Origin of the sequence: Arenimonas sp. (genome assembly GCF_036275555.1) — a bacterium.
GTDB lineage: Bacteria > Pseudomonadota > Gammaproteobacteria > Xanthomonadales > Xanthomonadaceae > Arenimonas.
Genome location: NZ_DASUDO010000026.1, coordinates 1 through 17,477 on the forward strand (window position 1 = coordinate 1; position 17,477 = coordinate 17,477).

At 70.5% G+C, this 17,477-nt stretch carries 18 protein-coding genes, 4 tRNA genes and 1 pseudogene; 7 read left to right on the top strand and 16 right to left on the bottom strand.

The annotated features are described in order from the left end of the window. From VFV21_RS06700 to VFV21_RS06755, 12 genes are all read right to left on the bottom strand, one after another. The coding region (locus VFV21_RS06700; RefSeq protein ID WP_329668687.1) for a GTP-binding protein at positions 1-204 on the bottom strand (204 nt) is incomplete at its 3' end. Positions 205-237: 33 nt separating this feature from the next. Then, positions 238-313 (bottom strand) — tRNA-Thr (locus VFV21_RS06705). Between the two features lie 34 nt (positions 314-347). Next, positions 348-421 (bottom strand) — tRNA-Gly (locus tag VFV21_RS06710). 39 nt (positions 422-460) lie between these two features. Continuing rightward, positions 461-546 (bottom strand) — tRNA-Tyr (locus VFV21_RS06715). A gap of 72 nt (positions 547-618) precedes the next feature. After that, the gene (gene ychF / locus VFV21_RS06720; protein ID WP_034210476.1) at positions 619-1,710 is read right to left on the bottom strand and encodes a redox-regulated ATPase YchF; all 1,092 of its coding nucleotides are present in this window, start codon (positions 1,708-1,710) and stop codon (positions 619-621) included. A 67-nt stretch (positions 1,711-1,777) separates the two neighbouring features. Then, positions 1,778-2,359: an aminoacyl-tRNA hydrolase gene (pth, locus tag VFV21_RS06725; RefSeq protein WP_034210475.1), complete on the bottom strand. Its 582-nt coding sequence runs from the start codon at positions 2,357-2,359 to the stop codon at positions 1,778-1,780. A 57-nt stretch (positions 2,360-2,416) separates the two neighbouring features. Continuing rightward, positions 2,417-3,097, bottom strand: a complete 681-nt coding sequence (locus tag VFV21_RS06730) for a 50S ribosomal protein L25/general stress protein Ctc (protein ID WP_034210473.1) — start codon at positions 3,095-3,097, stop codon at positions 2,417-2,419. 142 nt (positions 3,098-3,239) lie between these two features. Further along, on the bottom strand, positions 3,240-4,196 hold the full coding sequence (locus VFV21_RS06735; RefSeq protein WP_034210472.1) for a ribose-phosphate diphosphokinase: 957 nt from the start codon (positions 4,194-4,196) through the stop codon (positions 3,240-3,242). Positions 4,197-4,248: 52 nt separating this feature from the next. Continuing rightward, a tRNA-Gln gene (locus VFV21_RS06740) sits at positions 4,249-4,326 on the bottom strand. Positions 4,327-4,350: 24 nt separating this feature from the next. Then, entirely contained in the window at positions 4,351-5,217 is an 867-nt protein-coding gene (gene ispE, locus VFV21_RS06745; protein ID WP_329668688.1) for a 4-(cytidine 5'-diphospho)-2-C-methyl-D-erythritol kinase, read from the bottom strand. Continuing rightward, complete coding sequence (gene lolB / locus VFV21_RS06750; protein ID WP_034210468.1) at positions 5,214-5,807, bottom strand: lipoprotein insertase outer membrane protein LolB; 594 nt, start codon at positions 5,805-5,807, stop codon at positions 5,214-5,216. The genes ispE and lolB overlap by 4 nt, the downstream gene beginning before the upstream one ends. Further along, positions 5,804-7,450, bottom strand: a complete 1,647-nt coding sequence (locus tag VFV21_RS06755) for a tetratricopeptide repeat protein (protein WP_034210467.1) — start codon at positions 7,448-7,450, stop codon at positions 5,804-5,806. The genes lolB and VFV21_RS06755 overlap by 4 nt, the downstream gene beginning before the upstream one ends. Positions 7,451-7,551: 101 nt before the next feature. Between VFV21_RS06755 and hemA the strand changes: the two genes are divergently transcribed. The 4 genes from hemA to ppk2 all read left to right on the top strand — a co-directional run bounded on the left by hemA (position 7,552) and on the right by ppk2 (position 11,354). Continuing rightward, a complete protein-coding gene (gene hemA / locus VFV21_RS06760) occupies positions 7,552-8,823 on the top strand; it encodes a glutamyl-tRNA reductase (protein ID WP_034210466.1) in 1,272 nt (423 codons plus the stop codon). Further along, on the top strand, positions 8,801-9,886 hold the full coding sequence (gene prfA / locus VFV21_RS06765) for a peptide chain release factor 1 (protein ID WP_329668689.1): 1,086 nt from the start codon (positions 8,801-8,803) through the stop codon (positions 9,884-9,886). Before hemA ends, prfA begins: the two co-directional genes overlap by 23 nt. Further along, positions 9,883-10,413 (top strand): molybdenum cofactor biosynthesis protein B, encoded by a 531-nt coding sequence (moaB, locus tag VFV21_RS06770; protein WP_034210463.1) that lies wholly within the window; start codon positions 9,883-9,885, stop codon positions 10,411-10,413. Before prfA ends, moaB begins: the two co-directional genes overlap by 4 nt. Before the next feature lie 164 nt (positions 10,414-10,577). Then, entirely contained in the window at positions 10,578-11,354 is a 777-nt protein-coding gene (gene ppk2, locus VFV21_RS06775; RefSeq protein ID WP_329668690.1) for a polyphosphate kinase 2, read from the top strand. Between the two features lie 43 nt (positions 11,355-11,397). Here the strand turns inward: ppk2 and VFV21_RS06780 are convergent, their stop codons facing one another. Next, entirely contained in the window at positions 11,398-12,033 is a 636-nt protein-coding gene (locus tag VFV21_RS06780) for a TlpA disulfide reductase family protein (RefSeq protein ID WP_329668691.1), read from the bottom strand. Further along, entirely contained in the window at positions 12,030-13,307 is a 1,278-nt protein-coding gene (locus VFV21_RS06785) for a YihY family inner membrane protein (RefSeq protein WP_034210426.1), read from the bottom strand. The genes VFV21_RS06780 and VFV21_RS06785 overlap by 4 nt, the downstream gene beginning before the upstream one ends. Before the next feature lie 35 nt (positions 13,308-13,342). Here VFV21_RS06785 and wrbA point away from each other — a divergent pair, with 35 nt between their 5' ends. The 3 genes from wrbA to VFV21_RS06800 are packed head-to-tail and all read left to right on the top strand — an operon-like array spanning position 13,343 to position 14,819. Further along, the gene (gene wrbA / locus VFV21_RS06790) at positions 13,343-13,936 is read left to right on the top strand and encodes an NAD(P)H:quinone oxidoreductase (RefSeq protein WP_329668692.1); all 594 of its coding nucleotides are present in this window, start codon (positions 13,343-13,345) and stop codon (positions 13,934-13,936) included. After that, on the top strand, positions 13,933-14,292 hold the full coding sequence (locus VFV21_RS06795; protein WP_034210424.1) for a DUF2069 domain-containing protein: 360 nt from the start codon (positions 13,933-13,935) through the stop codon (positions 14,290-14,292). Before wrbA ends, VFV21_RS06795 begins: the two co-directional genes overlap by 4 nt. Positions 14,293-14,330: 38 nt before the next feature. Continuing rightward, on the top strand, positions 14,331-14,819 hold the full coding sequence (locus VFV21_RS06800; protein WP_034210423.1) for an asparaginase domain-containing protein: 489 nt from the start codon (positions 14,331-14,333) through the stop codon (positions 14,817-14,819). Positions 14,820-15,023: 204 nt separating this feature from the next. Here the strand turns inward: VFV21_RS06800 and VFV21_RS06805 are convergent, their stop codons facing one another. After that, complete coding sequence (locus tag VFV21_RS06805) at positions 15,024-15,404, bottom strand: proprotein convertase P-domain-containing protein (RefSeq protein WP_329668711.1); 381 nt, start codon at positions 15,402-15,404, stop codon at positions 15,024-15,026. Further along, positions 15,393-17,168: pseudogene (locus tag VFV21_RS06810) on the bottom strand (S8 family peptidase); the annotation flags it as partial. The gene VFV21_RS06805 and the pseudogene VFV21_RS06810, both read right to left, overlap by 12 nt. Positions 17,169-17,477 lie beyond the last annotated feature (309 nt).

The window sequence follows — 17,477 nt, forward strand, 5'->3', positions numbered from 1 at the left end:
CACGTGCGCCGTCGAGATCGTGATGCCGCGCGCCTTCTCTTCCGGCGCCGCGTCGATCGCGTCGTACGCCTTGAACTCGCCACCGAAACGCTCGGCGCCAATCTTGGTCAGCGCGGCGGTCAGCGTGGTCTTGCCATGGTCAACGTGACCGATGGTGCCAACGTTCACGTGCGGCTTGGTGCGCTCAAACTTACCCTTGGACATTTCGAGGTACCCGGTAGGATTCAAGGTGGAGGGTGGTGCTCATGACTGGAATCGAACCAGCGACCTCTTCCTTACCAAGGAAGTGCTCTACCGACTGAGCTACATGAGCGAATTCTGTTTGTTGCGGTGTTGCTTCAATCCAATGGAGCGGGAGACGGGAATCGAACCCGCATGATCAGCTTGGAAGGCTGAGGTTCTACCATTGAACTACTCCCGCCCTGCGATGGCTCCCGTTGCCGGGCGTCACTGCGAAAGCTGGTGGAGGGAGGTGGATTCGAACCACCGAAGGCGTGAGCCAGCAGATTTACAGTCTGCCCCCGTTGGCCGCTTGGGTATCCCTCCAGCTAGGGAGCCCGCAATTTTCAGGGTCGCGAAAGGAAATGTCAACGACCTTTTCGCATCCGCGGCCCCGGATCAGACATTGAAGCGGAAATGCAGCACGTCGCCCTCCTGGACGATGTACTCCTTGCCCTCCAGGCGCAGGCGGCCCGCGTCGCGCGCCCCGGCCTCGCCCCGGTACCTGATGAAATCCTCGAAGGCGATGGTCTCGGCCCGGATGAAGCCCTTCTCGAAGTCGGTGTGGATCACGGCCGCGGCCTGGGGCGCGGTGGCGCCCTTGTGGACCTGCCAGGCCCGCACTTCCTTCACGCCGGCGGTGAAGTAGGTCTGCATGCCCAGCAGGGCGTAGCCGGCCCGGATCACGCGGTTCAGGCCCGGCTCCTCCAGCCCCATCTCGGCCAGGAACTCGGCGCGGTCGGCGTCCTCGAGCTGGGACATCTCCTCCTCGATGGCGGCGCTGACGGGCACCACCTGGGCACCCTCCTTCGCGGCCCGGGCCCGGACCAGGTCCAGCATCGGGTTGTTCTCGAAGCCGTCCTCGAGGACGTTGGCCACGTACATCACCGGCTTGAGCGTCAGCAGGAACAGGTCGCGGACCACGGCCTTGTCCTCGGCCGACAGGCCCAGGGCGCGGGCCGGCTGGCCCTGGTCGAGGCCGGCGCGCAGGCGCGACAGCACGTCTTTCCGGACGATGGCGTCCTTATTGCCGGTCTTGGCCTCGCGTTCGGCGCGGTTCAGCGCTTTGTCGACGGATTCCAGGTCCGCCAGGGCCAGCTCGAGGTCGATGGTCTCGATGTCGGCGATCGGGTCCACCTTGCCGGCCACGTGGACGATGTCGGTGTGCTCGAAGCAGCGCACCACGTGGGCGATCGCGTCCACCTCGCGGATGTGGGCCAGGAACTTGTTGCCCAGGCCCTCGCCCTTGGAGGCGCCCGCGACCAGGCCGGCGATGTCCACGAACTCGAAGGAGGTCGGGATGATCTTCTGCGGCTTGACGATTTCGGCGAGCTGGGCCAGGCGCGGGTCCGGCACCGGGACCACGCCGGTGTTGGGCTCGATGGTGCAGAACGGGAAGTTGGCCGCGGCGATGCCGGCCTTCGTCAGCGCATTGAAAAGGGTGGACTTGCCGACGTTCGGCAGGCCGACGATGCCGCATTTGATGCCCATGGTGCTGTCTTCCGGTTCGCGAATGTCCAGGCGCCAGCGGTCCGGGGGACGGCTGGCGGCTGGCGACTCAGGGTTTGGGGGTGTGCAGGCGCTTCATGGCCTCGGGGAAGTCCCCGTTCACGGCCAGGGGCATCACCGCCAGGGCGTCGTCGATGGCGCGCAGGATGCTGGCCTCGTCGTCCTTGCCGGGCTTGCCCAGCACCCAGGGGGTGACCTTGTCCTTGTGGCCGGGATGGCCGATGCCCAGGCGCAGGCGGTGGAACTTGCCGTGCCCGAGGTGCTGCATGGTGTCGCGGATGCCGTTCTGGCCGCCGTGGCCGCCGTCGAACTTGAGCCGGGCCAGGCCGGCGGCCAGGTCCAGGTCGTCGTGGGCGAGCAGGGCCTGTTCGGGCTCGATCTTGAAGTAGCGCAGGGCCGCGGCGACCGAGCGGCCGGAGGCGTTCATGAAGGTGGCCGGACGGAGCAGCCAGACGCTGCGGCCGGCGATCTCGGCCTTGGCGGTCTCGCCGTGCAGCTTGGATTCCAGCCCGAAGCGCGCCCCGGCCTGCGCGGCGAGGGCGTCCAGAAACCAGAACCCGGCGTTATGCCGGGTCCGGGCGTGTTCGGCACCGGGGTTGCCCAGGCCGACGATGAGGCGGAGTTCGCTCACTGCAAGGCTGCCCTCTCCCCGGCCCTCTCCCAGAGGGAGAGGGAGGGGAGGCGGGGCTTACTTCTTCTTCGGAGCCGCCGGGGCGGCGTCCGGCTTGGCGACCTTGGCGGCCGGCACGTCGGCAGCGGCCGGCGCGGACTCTTCCTCGGCCTCGACGCGGGCGTGCTTGGCGATCACGATCGCCAGGTCATGCTCCTTGCCGCCGTGCGCGAGCGCCGGCAGGGTCACGCCCTTGGGCAGCTTGATGTCCGAGAGGTGCATGATGTCGCCCACGGCCAGCTTGGCCAGGTCGACCTCGATGAACTCCGGCAGGTCCTTCGGCAGGCAGCTGACTTCGACTTCGTTGAGCTCGTGGGTGACCACGACGCCCGCCGACTTGCCGGCCGGGGAGGTGTCCTGGTTCACGAAGTGCAGCGGCACCTTGGCGCGCAGGGCTTCGTTCTCGCTGACGCGCAGGAAGTCCAGGTGCAGGATCTGCTGCTTGAACGGATGGCGCTGCATGTCACGCAGCAGGACCTTCTGGACCTTGCCGTCGACGTTCATGTCGAGGATGGCCGAGTAGAACCATTCGTTCTGGCTGGCGATCCAGAGGTGGTTGTGCTCGATCTGGATGCTCTGCGGGTCGGCGTGGCCGCCGTAGACGATGGCCGGCACGTGGCCGCTGCGACGGAGGCGGCGGCTCGCACCCTTGCCCTCGTCCTTGCGGCCGGTGGCCGTGATGTTGTGGTTGGTAGCCATGGTGATGTTGCCTTCTTCAGTGTGGTGCGCCCTTCGGCGCGTTCCGCAGTGCCCGCGACCAGGCCCTGCGTCGTTCCCGGGACCGGGAATCGGGGATCGGCACTCGCGAATGCCGATCCCGGATCCCCTGCCCCGCCTTGCCTCAGTCCACGTACAGCGAACTGACCGATTCGCCGAACGCGACGCGGCGGATGGTTTCCGCCAGCAGCTCGGCGACGCTGAGCTGGCGGATGCGCGGGCAGGCCCGCGCGGCCTCCGACAGCGGGATGGTGTCGGTGACCACCAGCTCGTCGAGCTGCGAATTCGAAACGTTGGCGATCGCCGCGCCCGACAGCACCGGGTGGGTGCAGTAGGCGACGACCTTCTTCGCGCCGTTGGCCTTGAGCGCCGCCGCGGCCGCGCACAGCGTGCCGGCGGTGTCGACGATGTCGTCCACCAGCACGCAGGTCTTGCCCTCGACGTCGCCGATGATGTTCATCACGGTGGCGACGTTGGCCTTCGGGCGGCGCTTGTCGATGATGGCCAGGTCGGCGTCGTCGAGGCGCTTGGCGATCGCGCGGGCGCGCACCACGCCGCCGACGTCCGGCGAGACCACCACCATGTTGTCGGTGCCCTGGCTGCGCCAGATGTCGGCCAGCAGGATCGGCGAGGCGTAGACGTTGTCGACCGGGATGTCGAAGAAGCCCTGGATCTGGTCGGCGTGCAGGTCGACGGTGAGCACGCGGTCGGTGCCGACCGCGGTGAACATCTTGGCGGCGACCTTGGCCGTGATCGGCACGCGCGAGGAGCGCATGCGGCGGTCCTGGCGGGCGTAGCCGAAGTACGGCACCACGGCGGTGACGCTGGCGACGGAGGCGCGCTTGAGCGCGTCGATCAGCACCAGCAGCTCCATGAAGTTCTCGGCCGTCGGCGCGCTGGTGGACTGGATGACGAACACCTCCTGCCGGCGCACGTTCTCCTCGATCTCGACCTGCACTTCGCCGTCGGAGAATTGCCCCACCTGCGCCTTGCCCAGCGGGATGCCGAGCTGGCGGCAGACCGCCAGGGCCAGCGGACGGTTGGCGTTGCCGGTGAAGACGAGCAGGTTCTGCTTGCTCATGGGTATTCCGCCTTGTCGTTCGCTGTCGAGGGACCGTGCTGCGTCCGGTGGATGGCTGGGGCGGTAGGATTCGAACCTACGAAATGCCGGGATCAAAACCCGGTGCCTTAGGCCACTTGGCGACGCCCCACCGCTGGATTGTTCCGCTGCCGGCTCAGCGCGGCGGCAGCGCCCGGTGCAGGGGCGACACCGCGACGCCTTCCGCCACCCAGGCGCGCAGGCCCGGGGGCAGGCGCGACCGCGCGGCCTCGGCGTCGGCGCGCGCGCCGAAGCGCGCGAAACAGCCGCCGCCGGTCCCGGTCAGGGCCGCCGGGCCGAGCTGCGAAAGCGCCTGCAGGGCGGCCTCGACGGCTTCCGAGCGGCGACGCAGCACCGGCTCGAAGGCATTGCCGAGCTCGGAGCCAGAAACGAAGTCGGCAATTGTCGCCGGGGCCGCATCCCGCGTCAAATCAGGGGTTTGGAAAAGCTCGGCGGTGGGCACGCTGACGCCGGGGTCGACCAGCAGGTAGGCCGCCGGCGGCAGCGACAGCGGCGTCAGCTCCTCGCCCACGCCCTCGGCCCAGGCACTGCGGCCGCGGACGAACACAGGCACGTCGGCCCCCAGCTGCAGGCCGAGCGCCGCCAACCGATCCTCGTCCAGGCCCGCCCGCCATAGGTGGTTCAGCACGACCAGCACCGTGGCGGCATCCGAGGAGCCCCCGCCGAAACCGCCGCCCAGCGGTATGCGCTTTACAACCTCTATCTCGGCACCTTGGCCGATCTTGGCTTCTTTTTGCAGCAACCTGGCCGCCCGGACCACCAGGTCGTCGGCTTCCGCCACCCCATAGCCGCCGTCGCCGGCGCGGCGGACCGCGCCATCGTCGCGAAGGCGCAGGCGCACCGTGTCACCCCAGTCCAGCAGCTGGAACACGGTCTGCAGGCGGTGGTAGCCGTCTGGGCGGCGGCCGACGATGCGGAGGAACAGGTTGAGCTTGGCGGGCGCCGGCCAGTCGCTCCAGGCCCCGGGGTCGGGCGCGGTCACGGCGTTTCCCAGGCATCCACGACCAGGCGCACGCTGGCGTCCTCGCCCTGCCGCGCGAAGATGCGGCGCGGCCGGGCCGGGTCGGCGGCATCCCATTCGCGGTACTCGACCTGCCAGCCCCGCTGGGAAATCAGGGCCGGGAGGCCGCCCGGACCGAATTCGATCGTGGCCGCGCCCTCGGCGCGTGCGCCGCGCGCCCAGGCCGCCAGCGCCTGCACCGGGAGCCGCCAGCCGGTGGCGTCATGCAGCAGGGCTTCGGCATCCGGCCCGCTGAGCGTGCCCTGCTCCAATCCCTCCAGCGTGGCCAGGCCGCCCTGCTGGCGCAGCCGCCAGCTCTTGCCGGTCACGGGCGCCGCCAGCCGGATGTCGAAGTCCTCGCCCTGCTGCCGCCACTCGATGCGGCCGTTGCCGCCCTCGCCGCCCGCACTCACCGCGAGCCGGCCGGACAGCTGCCAGTCTGGCGCCGCGGCCAGCCGGGCCTCGCGCCCGGCCTGCGCCGACAGCAGGACCGCATCCGCCTCCCGCACCGGCGCCGGAACGCAGGCAGCGAGGCCCGCGAGGCAGAGCAGTGCCACGCCGAGTCGTTTCATGGCTTGAAGGTCTCCAGGGCGCGCCGCAGCGCGCGGTTGTCGGGGTCGATCGCGGCGCCCTCGCGCCACAGGCGGCGCGCTTCGTCACGCTGGCCCAGGGTCCAGAGGACTTCGCCAAGGTGGGCCGCGATCTCGGGATCGCGCAGCTTCGCCCAGGCCTGGCGCAGCAACGCCAGCGATTCCTCGCGCTCGCCCAGCCGGAACCGCACCCAGCCCAGGCTGTCCAGGATCGGCGCCGAATCCGGCAGCAGCGCATGCGCGCGCTCGATGTAAGGCAGGGCCTCGGCGTAGGCGCCGCGCCGCTCGGCGAGCGTGTAGCCGTAGGCATTGAGCGCCTGCGCATCCGCCGGGTCCTCGGCGAGGATGGCGCGCAGGTCGGCCAGCGCGGCGTCCACCTGGTTGCCGCGCTCGAGCAGCATCGCCCGCGCATACAGCAACACCGGGTCGCCCTCGAATACCGCCAGGCCGCGGTCCAGCGCCAGGCGGGCCTCCCCGGCGCGATCGCCGCGCTCGAGGATGTCGGCTTCGACCAGGTAGCTGTCGCGCACGCGCTCGCCATCGGCGCTGGTGTCGGACTGCAGGTCCTTGAGGCGCTCGATGGCGCGCGCGGGATCGCCGCGGCGATCGTGCAGGCGGGCGAGCCGCAGCAGGGCCAGGTCGCTGCCGGCGCCGTGCGGCACGCCCTGGTACCAACGCTCGGCCTCGTCGAACAGGTCCAGCGCCTCGGCGACGTGGCCGAGCAGCAGCCGGCGCGGCGGCGGCGGCACCGCCCCCGCGGCCCGGAGTTCGGCGTAGAGACGCTGGAGCGCGGCGCGGTCCTCGGCCAGCACCAACCAGGCCGCTCGCTGGCCCAGCGACGCATCGTCCTGCGGGCCTTCGCCGAGGACGTCGGCGGCGCCGCGCAGGTCGCCCTGGCGGGCGAACTCGCTGGCGGCCACGCGCCGCAGCCCAGGCAGGATGGCGCCGGAATCGCGCAGCGCCACCAGTTTTTCGCGCGCCGCGGCGGCCTCGCCGGACTCACGCAGGCGCGCGATCTCCAGCAGGCGGGCGCGCGGATCCTCGGGGAACCGGGCCATGCCTTCGTCGATGATGCGCTCGGACAGCGTCCGGTCCCTCAACCGCCGGGCCACGCCGGCCCAGCGCAGCCAGGCGGCCAGCTGGTCCGGCAGCGCCCGCTGTTCGAACAGCCCGCGGGTGACGGCGCGGGCGATCACGCCGGCATCGCCGCGCGCCTCCGACAGCACGCCCAGCAGCACTTCGAAGCCCGGATCGCCCAGCGCCAGCAGCGCGCGCGATGCGTCCATGGCGTCATCGTGGTCGCCCTGCCCCAACGAGAGGCGCACGCTGGCGCCATGCATGCCGGCGGCGGCGGGCGCCAGGGCACGCCAGCGGGCCAGGGCGCGCCGCGCGATGTCGGGCTGTTCGCCGACCAGGGCGACCTGGGTCGCGCGCTCGGCCACCGCGGGGTCGCCCGACGCCAGGGCGGCCTGCAGGAAATGACGGGCCGCCGTCGGCAGGTCGCCCTGCTGCAGGGCGAACTCACCGGCCATCACCTCGCCGATCGGCGCCGTGGCGGTCGCCGCGACCGGGCCGGCGAACGCGAGCGCCAGCAGGGCGGGGAAAAGACAATGGCGGCGGTTCATGGGGGTCTGCGCGGCCTGGGGCTAGAATACGGGCCGGATCCCGGAACGAGAGCCCAGCCCGCGAAAGCTTAGCGCACCGCGCCCTTACGCTGGCCCCCGACATGCCCCTGCTCGCCCTTGGCCTCAACCACCAGACCGCGCCGCTCTCGCTGCGCGAGCGGGTCGCGCTCGACGCGGGCCAGCTGCCGGGCGCGCTGGCCGGGCTGTCGGCGGTGCCGGGCGTGACGGAGGCCGCGCTGCTGTCCACCTGCAACCGCACCGAGATCTACGCGCAAGTGGAGGAAGGCCGCGAGGCCGCCGTCGCCGAATGGCTGGCGCGACACCACGGCCTGGCGCCGGAAACGCTGTCGTCCTACCTCTACGAACACCGCGACGACCAGGCGGTGCGCCACCTGTTCCGGGTCGCCACCGGCCTCGACTCGCTGGTGCTGGGCGAACCGCAGATCCTGGGCCAGGTGAAGGAAGCCTGGCAGGCCGCGCGCCAGCACCACGCGCTGCGCACGCCGCTCGACCGCCTGTTCCAGCAGAGCTTCCAGGTCGCCAAGCGCGTGCGCACGGATACCCGCATCGGCGCCCACCCGGTCTCGGTGGCCTACGCCGCGGTGCGCCTGGCGCGCCAGGTCTTCAGCGAACTCGACCGCGCCACGGTGCTGCTGGTCGGCGCCGGCGACACCATCGAACTCGCGGCACGGCACCTGGTGGACGCCAAGGCCCGGCGCCTGCTGGTCGCCAACCGCACGCTCGAGCACGCGCAGGCGCTGGCCAGCCGCCACGGCGGGTACGCGCTGCCGCTGACCGAACTCGACCGCCACCTGCCCGAAGCCGACATCGTCATCACCGCCACCGCCAGCCGCGAACCGGTGCTGCGCACCGCCGCCGTGCAGGCCGCCCTGAAAGCGCGCAAGCATCGCCCGATGTTCCTGCTCGACCTGGCCGTGCCGCGCGACATCGAGGCCGGCGTGGCGCAGTTGCCCGACGTCTACCTCTACACCGTGGACGACCTCGAGCAGGTGATCGAGGAGAACCGCGCCTCGCGCCGCAACGCCGCCGACCAGGCCCAGGCCATCATCGACCTGCAGGTCGAGCATTTCATGGCCTGGTGGCGCGCGCAGGGCCGCCAGGATGCGCTGCGTGCGCTGCGCCAGCAGGGCGAGGCCGCACGTGAGGACGCACTCGCCCGCGCCCGCGAACTGCTCGCCCAGGGCAAGCCGCCCGAGGAAGCGCTGAAGCTGCTGGCGCACCAGCTCACCAACAAGCTGCTGCACGGACCGAGCACCGCGCTTCGCCAGGCCGCGCTGGACGGCGACCTCGACCTGCTGCGCGCCGCCAGCCGACTTTACGAATCGCCCGATGACGCCCAGCCTCCGCCGTAAGCTCGAAGCCCTGGCCGAACGCCACGAGGAGGTCGGCCGCCTGCTCGCCGACCCCGGCGTGATGGCCGACAACGCCGCTTTCCGAAACCTCTCGCGCGAGTATTCCCAGCTCGCGCCCGTCGCCGAGGGCCTCGCCGAGTGGCGTCGCGCCCAGCAGGACCTGCAGGCCGCCGAGGCGATGCGCGCCGACCCGGAGCTGCGCGAACTGGCCGACGAGGAAATCCCGGCGGCGCAGGCGCGGCTGGCCGCGCTCGATGAATCGCTGTCGCTGCTGCTGGTGCCGCGCGACCCGCGCGACGAGGCCAACCTCTTCCTCGAGGTGCGCGCCGGCACCGGCGGCGACGAAGCCGCGATCTTCGCCGGCGACCTGTTCCGCATGTACGCGCGCTACGCCGAGCGCCGCCGCTGGCAGGTCGAGATCGTCTCGGCCAGCGAGGGCGAGCACGGCGGCTACAAGGAAATCGTGGCGCGCATCGAGGGCAAGGGCGCCTACTCGCGCCTGAAGTTCGAATCGGGCACGCACCGCGTGCAGCGGGTGCCCGCCACCGAGTCGCAGGGCCGCATCCACACCTCGGCCGCCACGGTGGCGATCCTGCCCGAGCTCGAGGACATCGACGAGATCGAGATCCGCGACGCCGACCTGAAGATCGACACCTTCCGCGCCTCCGGTGCCGGCGGCCAGCACGTCAACAAGACCGACTCGGCGATCCGCATCACCCACCTGCCCACCGGCGTGGTGGTGGAATGCCAGGACGAGCGCAGCCAGCACAAGAACCGCGCCCGCGCGCTGTCCCTGCTCAAGTCGCGCCTGCTCGACGCCGAGCGCAGCAAGCAGAGCGCCGCGCAGGCCCAGGCGCGCCGCCTGCAGGTCGGCAGCGGCGACCGCAGCCAGCGCATCCGCACCTACAACTTCGCGCAGGGCCGCATCACCGACCACCGGGTGGAAGGCTTGACGCTGTACGCGCTGCCGCAGATCCTCGACGGCGACCTGGACGACCTGGTGGACCGCCTCACCCGCGAGCACCAGGCCGACGAACTCAAGCTGCTGACGGAGGCCGCGTGAGCGCCGGAACCGACTTCATCCCGCTGCACCTGTGCGTGCTGACCGTGTCCGACACGCGCACGGCCGCCAACGACACCTCCGGCGACTACCTGGCGGACGCGCTGCGCGCCGAAGGCCACGTGCTGCACGAGCGCGCCATCGTCCGCGACGACAAGTACGCGCTGCGCGCGCTGGTGTCGCGCTGGATCGCCGACGAGGCGGTGCACGGCATCCTGGTCACCGGCGGCACCGGCTTCACCGGCCGCGACTCCACGCCCGAGGCGCTGGGGCCGCTGCTCGACAAGGAAATGCCCGGCTTCGGCGAAATGTTCCGCACGCTCAGCTACGACGAGATCGGCACCAGCACCCTGCAGTCGCGCGCCTTCGCAGGCCTGGCCAACGCCACCTTCCTGTTCGCCCTGCCCGGCTCCACCTCGGCCTGCCGCACCGGCTGGGAAAAACTCATCCGCGCCCAGCTCGACGCCCGCACCCGGCCCTGCAACCTCGCCAACCTCCGGCCCCGGCTTCGGGAGGGATCCGTGTTCTGACGCGGATCAGAGCGGATGTGCGCGGATAAAGGCGGATAGAGCAAGCAATGAATTTGTTTTCCGCCAACTGCCACCCCTTCGCCATTTCCAACTCAGGTTCTTTTGCCTTATCCGCTTTGATCCGCGTACATCCGCTTTGATCCGCGTTCAAACCGAGGACTGCCATGGCCAAGCTGAAGCGCAAGGAATACGAGCAGGAGCTGGAGAAGCTGCAGGTGGAGCTGAACGCCGCGGCGCGGTGGCTGCAGCACACGGGGAAGCGGCTGCTGGTGGTGTTCGAGGGGCGCGATACCGCCGGCAAGGGCGGCGCCATCAATGCCATCGCGGATTGCCTGAACCCGCGCCAGTGCCACGTGGTGGCGTTGTCCAAGCCCAGCGAGCGCGAGCTCGGCCAGTGGTACTTCCAGCGCTACGTGCCGCACCTGCCGGCGGCGGGCGAGATCGTGCTGTTCGACCGCAGCTGGTACAACCGCGCCGGCGTCGAGAAGGTGATGGGCTTCGCCACGCCCGCGCAGGTGAAGGCCTTCCTGGCACAGGTGCCGGTGTTCGAGCGCCAGCTGGTGGACGACGGCATCCTGCTGTTCAAGTACTGGCTGGCGGTGGACCAGGCCGAGCAGGAGGCGCGTTTCGCCGAGCGCCTGCAGGATCCGCTCAAGCGCTGGAAGCTCTCGCCGATCGACATCAAGGCCCGCGAGAAATACGCCGAGTACGGCCGCGCCCGGGACACGATGTTCAAGGCCACGCACCACCGCTGGGCGCCCTGGCACGTGGTTGATTTCAACGACCAGAAGACCGGTCGCCTGAACCTGATCCGGCACCTGCTCGACCAGCTGCCCGACCACCACGTGGACCCGCTTGCGATCGAATTCCCGCCGCTCGCGGGCAAGCCCGGCAAGGAGCGCTATGCCGGGCCGGTGAAGCCGATCAAGGGCGAGTACTGAGCGGACCCGGTCTTCGGGTCCCGCCTGGCATCGCCGGCGAAGCTCAGCCGGCGGTGGGGGCCGGCGCGCCGGCTTCGGTGATGGCCGCGGCCAGCTCCTGCGAAGTCACCGGGCCCAGGAACTTCTTCGCCACCGCGCCGTCCGGCGCGATCAGGTAGGTCATGGGCAGGCCGCGCGGTGTTTCGAAATCGGCCGGCGGGTCGTACACGTCGAGCAGCGCGATCGGATAGCCGGCGGGCAGCTTGGCGAGGAACTCGCGCATCGCCGCCTCGTCGATTTCCTCGTAGGCCAGGCCGATCACCTTGACGTCGTCGCGGGCGGCGTCGAAGGCGCTGAAGTCCGGGATCTCCTTCAGGCAGGGCTTGCACCACGTGGCCCAGAAGTTCACCACCACCCAGCCACCGCGCTCGGCCGACAGGTCGAAGGTGCCGTGGTCGAGGGTCTGCACCACGAGGGTCGGGTGGGTGGGCGGGGCGGCCGGGGCATCGGCGGCCTCCGACGGCGCGGCGGCGTCGGCGGGCGCGGGCGCGGCATCCGCCGCCGGCTCCGTGGGCGCGCCCGACGGCTCGGCGGGCGTGGCCGCCGCTTCCGCGGCCGGCGACGGCTCGGCGGCGGGCTGGCAGGCGGCGAGCGCGGCGAGCGCGACCAGGAGGGCGAGGCCTTGCAGGGAAGTCTTCATGACGCGGGATTGTCCTGTCTCGAGGTGAAGAAACTGCCGACGCTGCGCGACAGCGGTTCATCCAGGGGTTGGCGCAGGTGGTCGAGCGCGCGCAGCGCATCCCGACCGATGGGGTCGTCGAAGCCCGGCAGCGCCGCGGCGACGCCCGGCACGCGCAGCGACAGGCGCTCGTGCAGCTCGCCCAGGCGCACCGTGCCGAGGTCGCGGCTCAGCAGCCAGGCGCCGTCCTCGGTGCGGCGCACGATGTCGAGCTCCGCCAGCCCGGCCAGCATGCGCCGCAGGTGGTCGTCGGTGAGCATGGGCTCGCAGTCCTGCAGTTCGATCATGTGCAGGCCGCGGCCTTTCGCCCGCGCCTGCTCCAGCCGGCCCAGCAGCCGCAGGTAACCGTATAGCTCGGTGCCCGGCGGCAGCTGCAGCGCCCGCGGCTGGTAGCGGAAGGACGACAGCGAGGCCGCGAACGACGCGCCCAGCAGCACCACCACCCAGCTCAGGTACAGCCACAGCATGAAGATCGGCACCACCGCCAGCGCGCCGTACAGCTGCTCGTACGAGGGCACGCCCAGCAGGTAGGCCGCGAACCCGCGCTTGGCGAGTTCGAACAGCAGGGTCGCGAACACGCCACCGGCCAGCGCGAACCGGAACGCCACGCTGCGGTGCGGGATCAACCAGTAGGCGCAAGTGAAGGCCAGCAGTTCGACCACGTTCGGCAGGTAGGTCAGCAGCCGCTCGCGCCAGCTCAGCGACTCCACGCCCGACAGCGCCGGCAGCGAGAACAGGTAGGACGTGACCGCCAGGCTGGCCACCGCCAGCAGCGTCCCGAGCGTCAGCAGGGTCCAGTAAACCAGCAGCCGCACCAGCCGCGTCCGCGGCGTCGGCACCCGCCAGACGCGGTTGAAGGTGGCCTCGATGCTGTACATCGTCAGGATCAGCGACACCAGCAGCGCCGCCACGCCGGTCAGCGTGAGCTTGCTGGTGCTGGCGGCGAAGTCGCGCAGGTAGTCCTCGACCACGCGCGCCGAGCTGGGCACGAAGTTGGAGAACACGAAGTTGGTGAGCTGGGCGCTCCAGGCATCGAACACCGGGAAGGCCGACAGGATGCCGAACACCACCATGCTCAGCGGCACCAGCGCGAACAGGGTGGTGTAGGCCAGCGCGCCCGCGGTCTCGAAGCAGCGGTCGTCCAGGAAGCGCGTCCAGAGGAACCGGGAGAACGACCGGATCCGCTCCCGGTCGATGCGGTCCCACCAGCGGCGCAGGTTTTGCACGAGGTCCATGGGCGCAGGGTAGCGCGCCGGCTTATCATGCCGCCATGGCCGAGATCCTGATCCTGTACTACAGCCGCGGCGGTTCCGTGGCCCAGCTGGCGCGACAGATCGCGCGCGGCGTCGAGGAAGTCCCCGGCATGCAGGCGCGCCTGCGCACCGTGCCGCCGGTCGCCCCGGTCACCGAAACCGCCGCCGCGCCGGTGCCGGACGAAGGCGCGCCCTACGCCACCCGCGCCGACCTCGAGGCCTGCGCCGGCCTGGCGCTGGGCAGCCCGACCCGGTTCGGCAACATGGCCGCGCCACTCAAGCACTTCCTCGACACGCTCGGCGCCGAATGGGCCTCGGGCACGCTGGCGGGCAAGCCGGCGGCGGTGTTCACCTCCACGGCCACCCAGCACGGCGGCCAGGAATCCACCTTGCTCAGCATGATGATCCCCCTGCTCCACCACGGCATGGTGCTGGTCGGCATCCCCTTCACCGAGCCGGCGCTGAACACCACGCGCACGGGCGGCACGCCTTACGGCGCCAGCCACGTCGCCGGCACCGAGGGCCAGCCGATCCCGAGCGAAGAGGAAAAGCTGCTGGCCCGCGCCCTCGGGCGCCGCCTGGCCGGCATCGCCGCGAAGCTGCAGCCATGAGCCGCGCCAACCGGGTCGCCGCGGTCGCCATCGTCGCCCTGCTCGCACTGCAGTGGCTGTGGCATGCGTGGCTGGCACCGCCGCAGTCCCAGCCCTGGGCGATGGCGCTGTTCTTCTCGCTTCCCATCCTGCCCGCCGTGGTGCTGCTGGCCATCGGCCACCGCCGCGCCGGGTTCTGGGGCTCGCTGGCGGCGCTGGTCTACTTCAGCCACGGCGTGATGGCGGCCTGGTCGGACCCGGGCGCCACCGGGCTGGCGCTGGCGCAGTCGCTGCTGGCGGCGGTGCTGGTGGTGTCGGCCAGCTGGGACGGCGTGCGGGCCCGTTTCAGCAAGCGACCGGCCGCGCCGGACGTATAATCCGCGCCCACGCCAACACACCGCATGAGGATCCTTCGATGGACGAGCTGTTGATCGTCACCACCGGCGGCACCATCGACAAGGTCTACTTCGACGACAAGTCGGACTACCAGGTCGGCGAGCCGCAGATCGGCCGCATCCTGCAGGAACTCGGCGTGGCGTTCCGTTTCACCGTCATCCCGATCATCCGCAAGGACAGCCTGCACATCACCGCGGAGGACCGCGAGCTGCTGCGCGCCACCATCGCGGCGCAGCCGGCGCGGCATGTGCTGGTGACGCACGGCACCGACACCATGGTGGACACGGCGCGGGTGCTGGCCACGCTGGCCGACAAGACGATCGTGCTGACCGGGGCGCTGAACCCGGCGCGCTTCCGCGGCTCCGACGCGGAATTCAACGTCGGCACCGCGGTCGGCGCGGTGCAGTCGCTGCCGCCGGGCGTCTACATCGCCATGAACGGCCGCATCTGGGACCCGTCGAAGGTCCGCAAGAACGTCGCCGCCAACCGCTTCGAAGCGGCGGGCTGATCCCGCCAGGCAACACCCGAAAAAAAAGGGGTCAGAGTAAATATTCGTTTGAAACGAATATTTACTCTGACCCCTTTTCTTTGCGGCCGAGGAGAAAGCGACCCTCGATTTACCGGTGACGACGGCGCCACAACCTCCGCGAAGGAAACAAAAAAAGACCCCGGCCGAAGCCGGGGTCCGGGGTGTTGCGATGTCGCGCGGGTCTTAGAAGGTGATCGACCAGCTGTTGATGTAGCCCGTGTCGCCGCCGGCATTGTCGTTCACGCGCAGGCGCCAGGTGCCGTTGAGGGCCTCGGACGACAGGTTGATCGAGTAGGTGCCGACCAGGTTGTCGGCGCTGCCGCCGGCCCGGTTGCTGATGTTGTACAGCGAGCCGTCCGGCGCCACCAGGTCGACGCGCAGGTCGCCGCGGTAGGTGTGGACGATGTTCACCGCGACCGAGGCGTTGCTCGGAGCGTTGCCGGTGCGGCCGGAGACCGTGATCGGGCTGTCGACCGTGGTGTTGTCGCCGATCGCGTAGTCAGCCGTGTTCGAGTAGGTCTGCGGCGAACCGCCGCCACCGCCGCCCTCGGTGTAGTTGCCCACCAGGCTGACGCCGGAGAAGGACGAATAGGCCTTCACGCGGACGTAGTAGGTGCCGGCCGAGGGAGCCGCGATGGTGCAGGTTTCCGCATTGCCACCCAGGTACGGACGGCAGACGTAGGCCGTGTCGGTCGGCGCGCTGCCGAACTGCACGTACAGGTCCGCGTCACCCGTGCCGCCGGAGATCGAGAACGTCAGGTTGGTCGCGCCCGCGGGCACGGCCATCGTGTAGTTCACCGAATTGCCGGTGCTGGCGGAAAGGCCGGTGACCGCGACGCCCTTGGTCAGGGTGCCACCGGTCGGCGGCGGCGGGGGCGGGGGCGTGGTGCCACCGGCCGCATCCACCAGGGCCTTGGCGTTGATGATGCCCGCGCCGCAACCGCCCGTGCAGGTACCCGGAAGCGGGTACGCGGTCGACTTGAGCTGGGCCTCGACTTCCGCCGGGGTATACAGCGGCAAGCCGAGCGCCAGGCGACGGCTCTGCACCAGGGCCACGGCGCCCGCGACGTGCGGGGCCGCCATCGAGGTGCCGTTGTACGAGGCGTAGGACTCGGCGCCCGGACCGGCGGTGCCGGCGTTGAGCGTGGAGAGGATGCCCGAGCCCGGGGCCGACACGTCGATCGAGGTGCCGTAGTTCGAGAAGCTCGAACGCGCACCGGCGCTGGTGATGGACGCCACGTTGATGACGTTGTTGCAGCTCGCCGGGGTGAAGTTGGCGGCGTTGGCGTTGCTGTTGCCGGCGGCGACGACCACGGCGGTGCCGCGGCTGACGGCGCTGTTGATGGCGTTCTGGGTCAGCGTGTCGCAGGAACCGCTGCCGCCCAGCGACATGTTGATGACGTCGGCCGCCTGGGCCGCCGACAGGGTCGGCACGCCGCTGACGGTGCCGCCGGACGCCCAGATGATGGCGTCGGCGATGTCGGAGGTGGAACCGCCGCCGCGACCCAGCACGCGCACCGGCATGACGGTGGCGTTGAACGCCGTGCCGGCCACGCCCTTGGCGTTGTTGGTGACCGCCGCGACCGTGCCGGCCACGTGGGTGCCGTGCCAGCTGGAGGGCTGGCCGCCGGAGTAATCGCCCGGATCGCTCGGATCGGCGTCGCGGCCGTTGCCGTCGCCGGCGATGGACGAGCTGGAGATGAAGTCGTAGCCGCCCGAGACGTTGGCGTTGAGGTCGCTGTGGCTGACGTGGCCGGTGTCGAGCACGGCGACGATGATGCCGCTGCCGGTGGCGACGTCCCAGGCCTGGTTGGCGCGGATGCCGGCGGTGGTGCTGGAGAAGCCCCACTGCTCGGAATAGCGGGTGTCGTTCGGGGTCAGCGTGTGCTTCATGACGCGGTCGACCTGCACGAACTCCACGTTGGGATTCGCGGCGATCTCGCGCATCAGGGCCTCGGCGTCCTGGCGGCCCAGCTTCTGGGACACGGCGATGACGTCGGCGCCCAGCGACATGCGGCGCACGTGGCTGGCGACCAGCGGCTTGCCGCTGCCGTTGCGCTCGCCGCGCTGCAGGCGCGCGGCCTGGACCATCTGGTTGGCGCGGGTGGAGGCCGAGTGCAGCGAACGCTCGAACGCGGCCGGGTTGACCGCCTCGGCGCTGCCTTCGCGGTACTTGACGATGAAGCGGTCGAACTGGGTGTCGGCGTCGAGCGTGCCGAGGTCAACGAAAGGCGCGTCCTGCGGACCCGCGGCGAACGCGGAGTGCGCGGCCAGGGCAAGGGTGGTGGCCGCAACGAGCCCGCGCAGGCGGAGCTTGCGTGTATTCATGCTCACAGTGATGGTTCCCCGAAAAATGATGGCAAGAAGGCCGGCAACCGGCCGTGTTTGCTTCCATGCCCCGGGTCCCCTGGCCAAACTATTCCCCGCGCGGGCCGTCACTGGCCTCGATCGTAGCGGGGAGATTTTCGCCACCCGGACGTGTGATGCAGTTCACAACTACATGACACGAGCCCGACGCTAGCGTGACGAAAGTCATGGGTCAAGCCGCGGCGCGGCAGCCCCGCCCCGGCAGCCCGGAGACCGCGAAAAATGGGGGTTTGCGGACAAGCGGCGGCCTGCCGCCGATGTGCGGCAGCG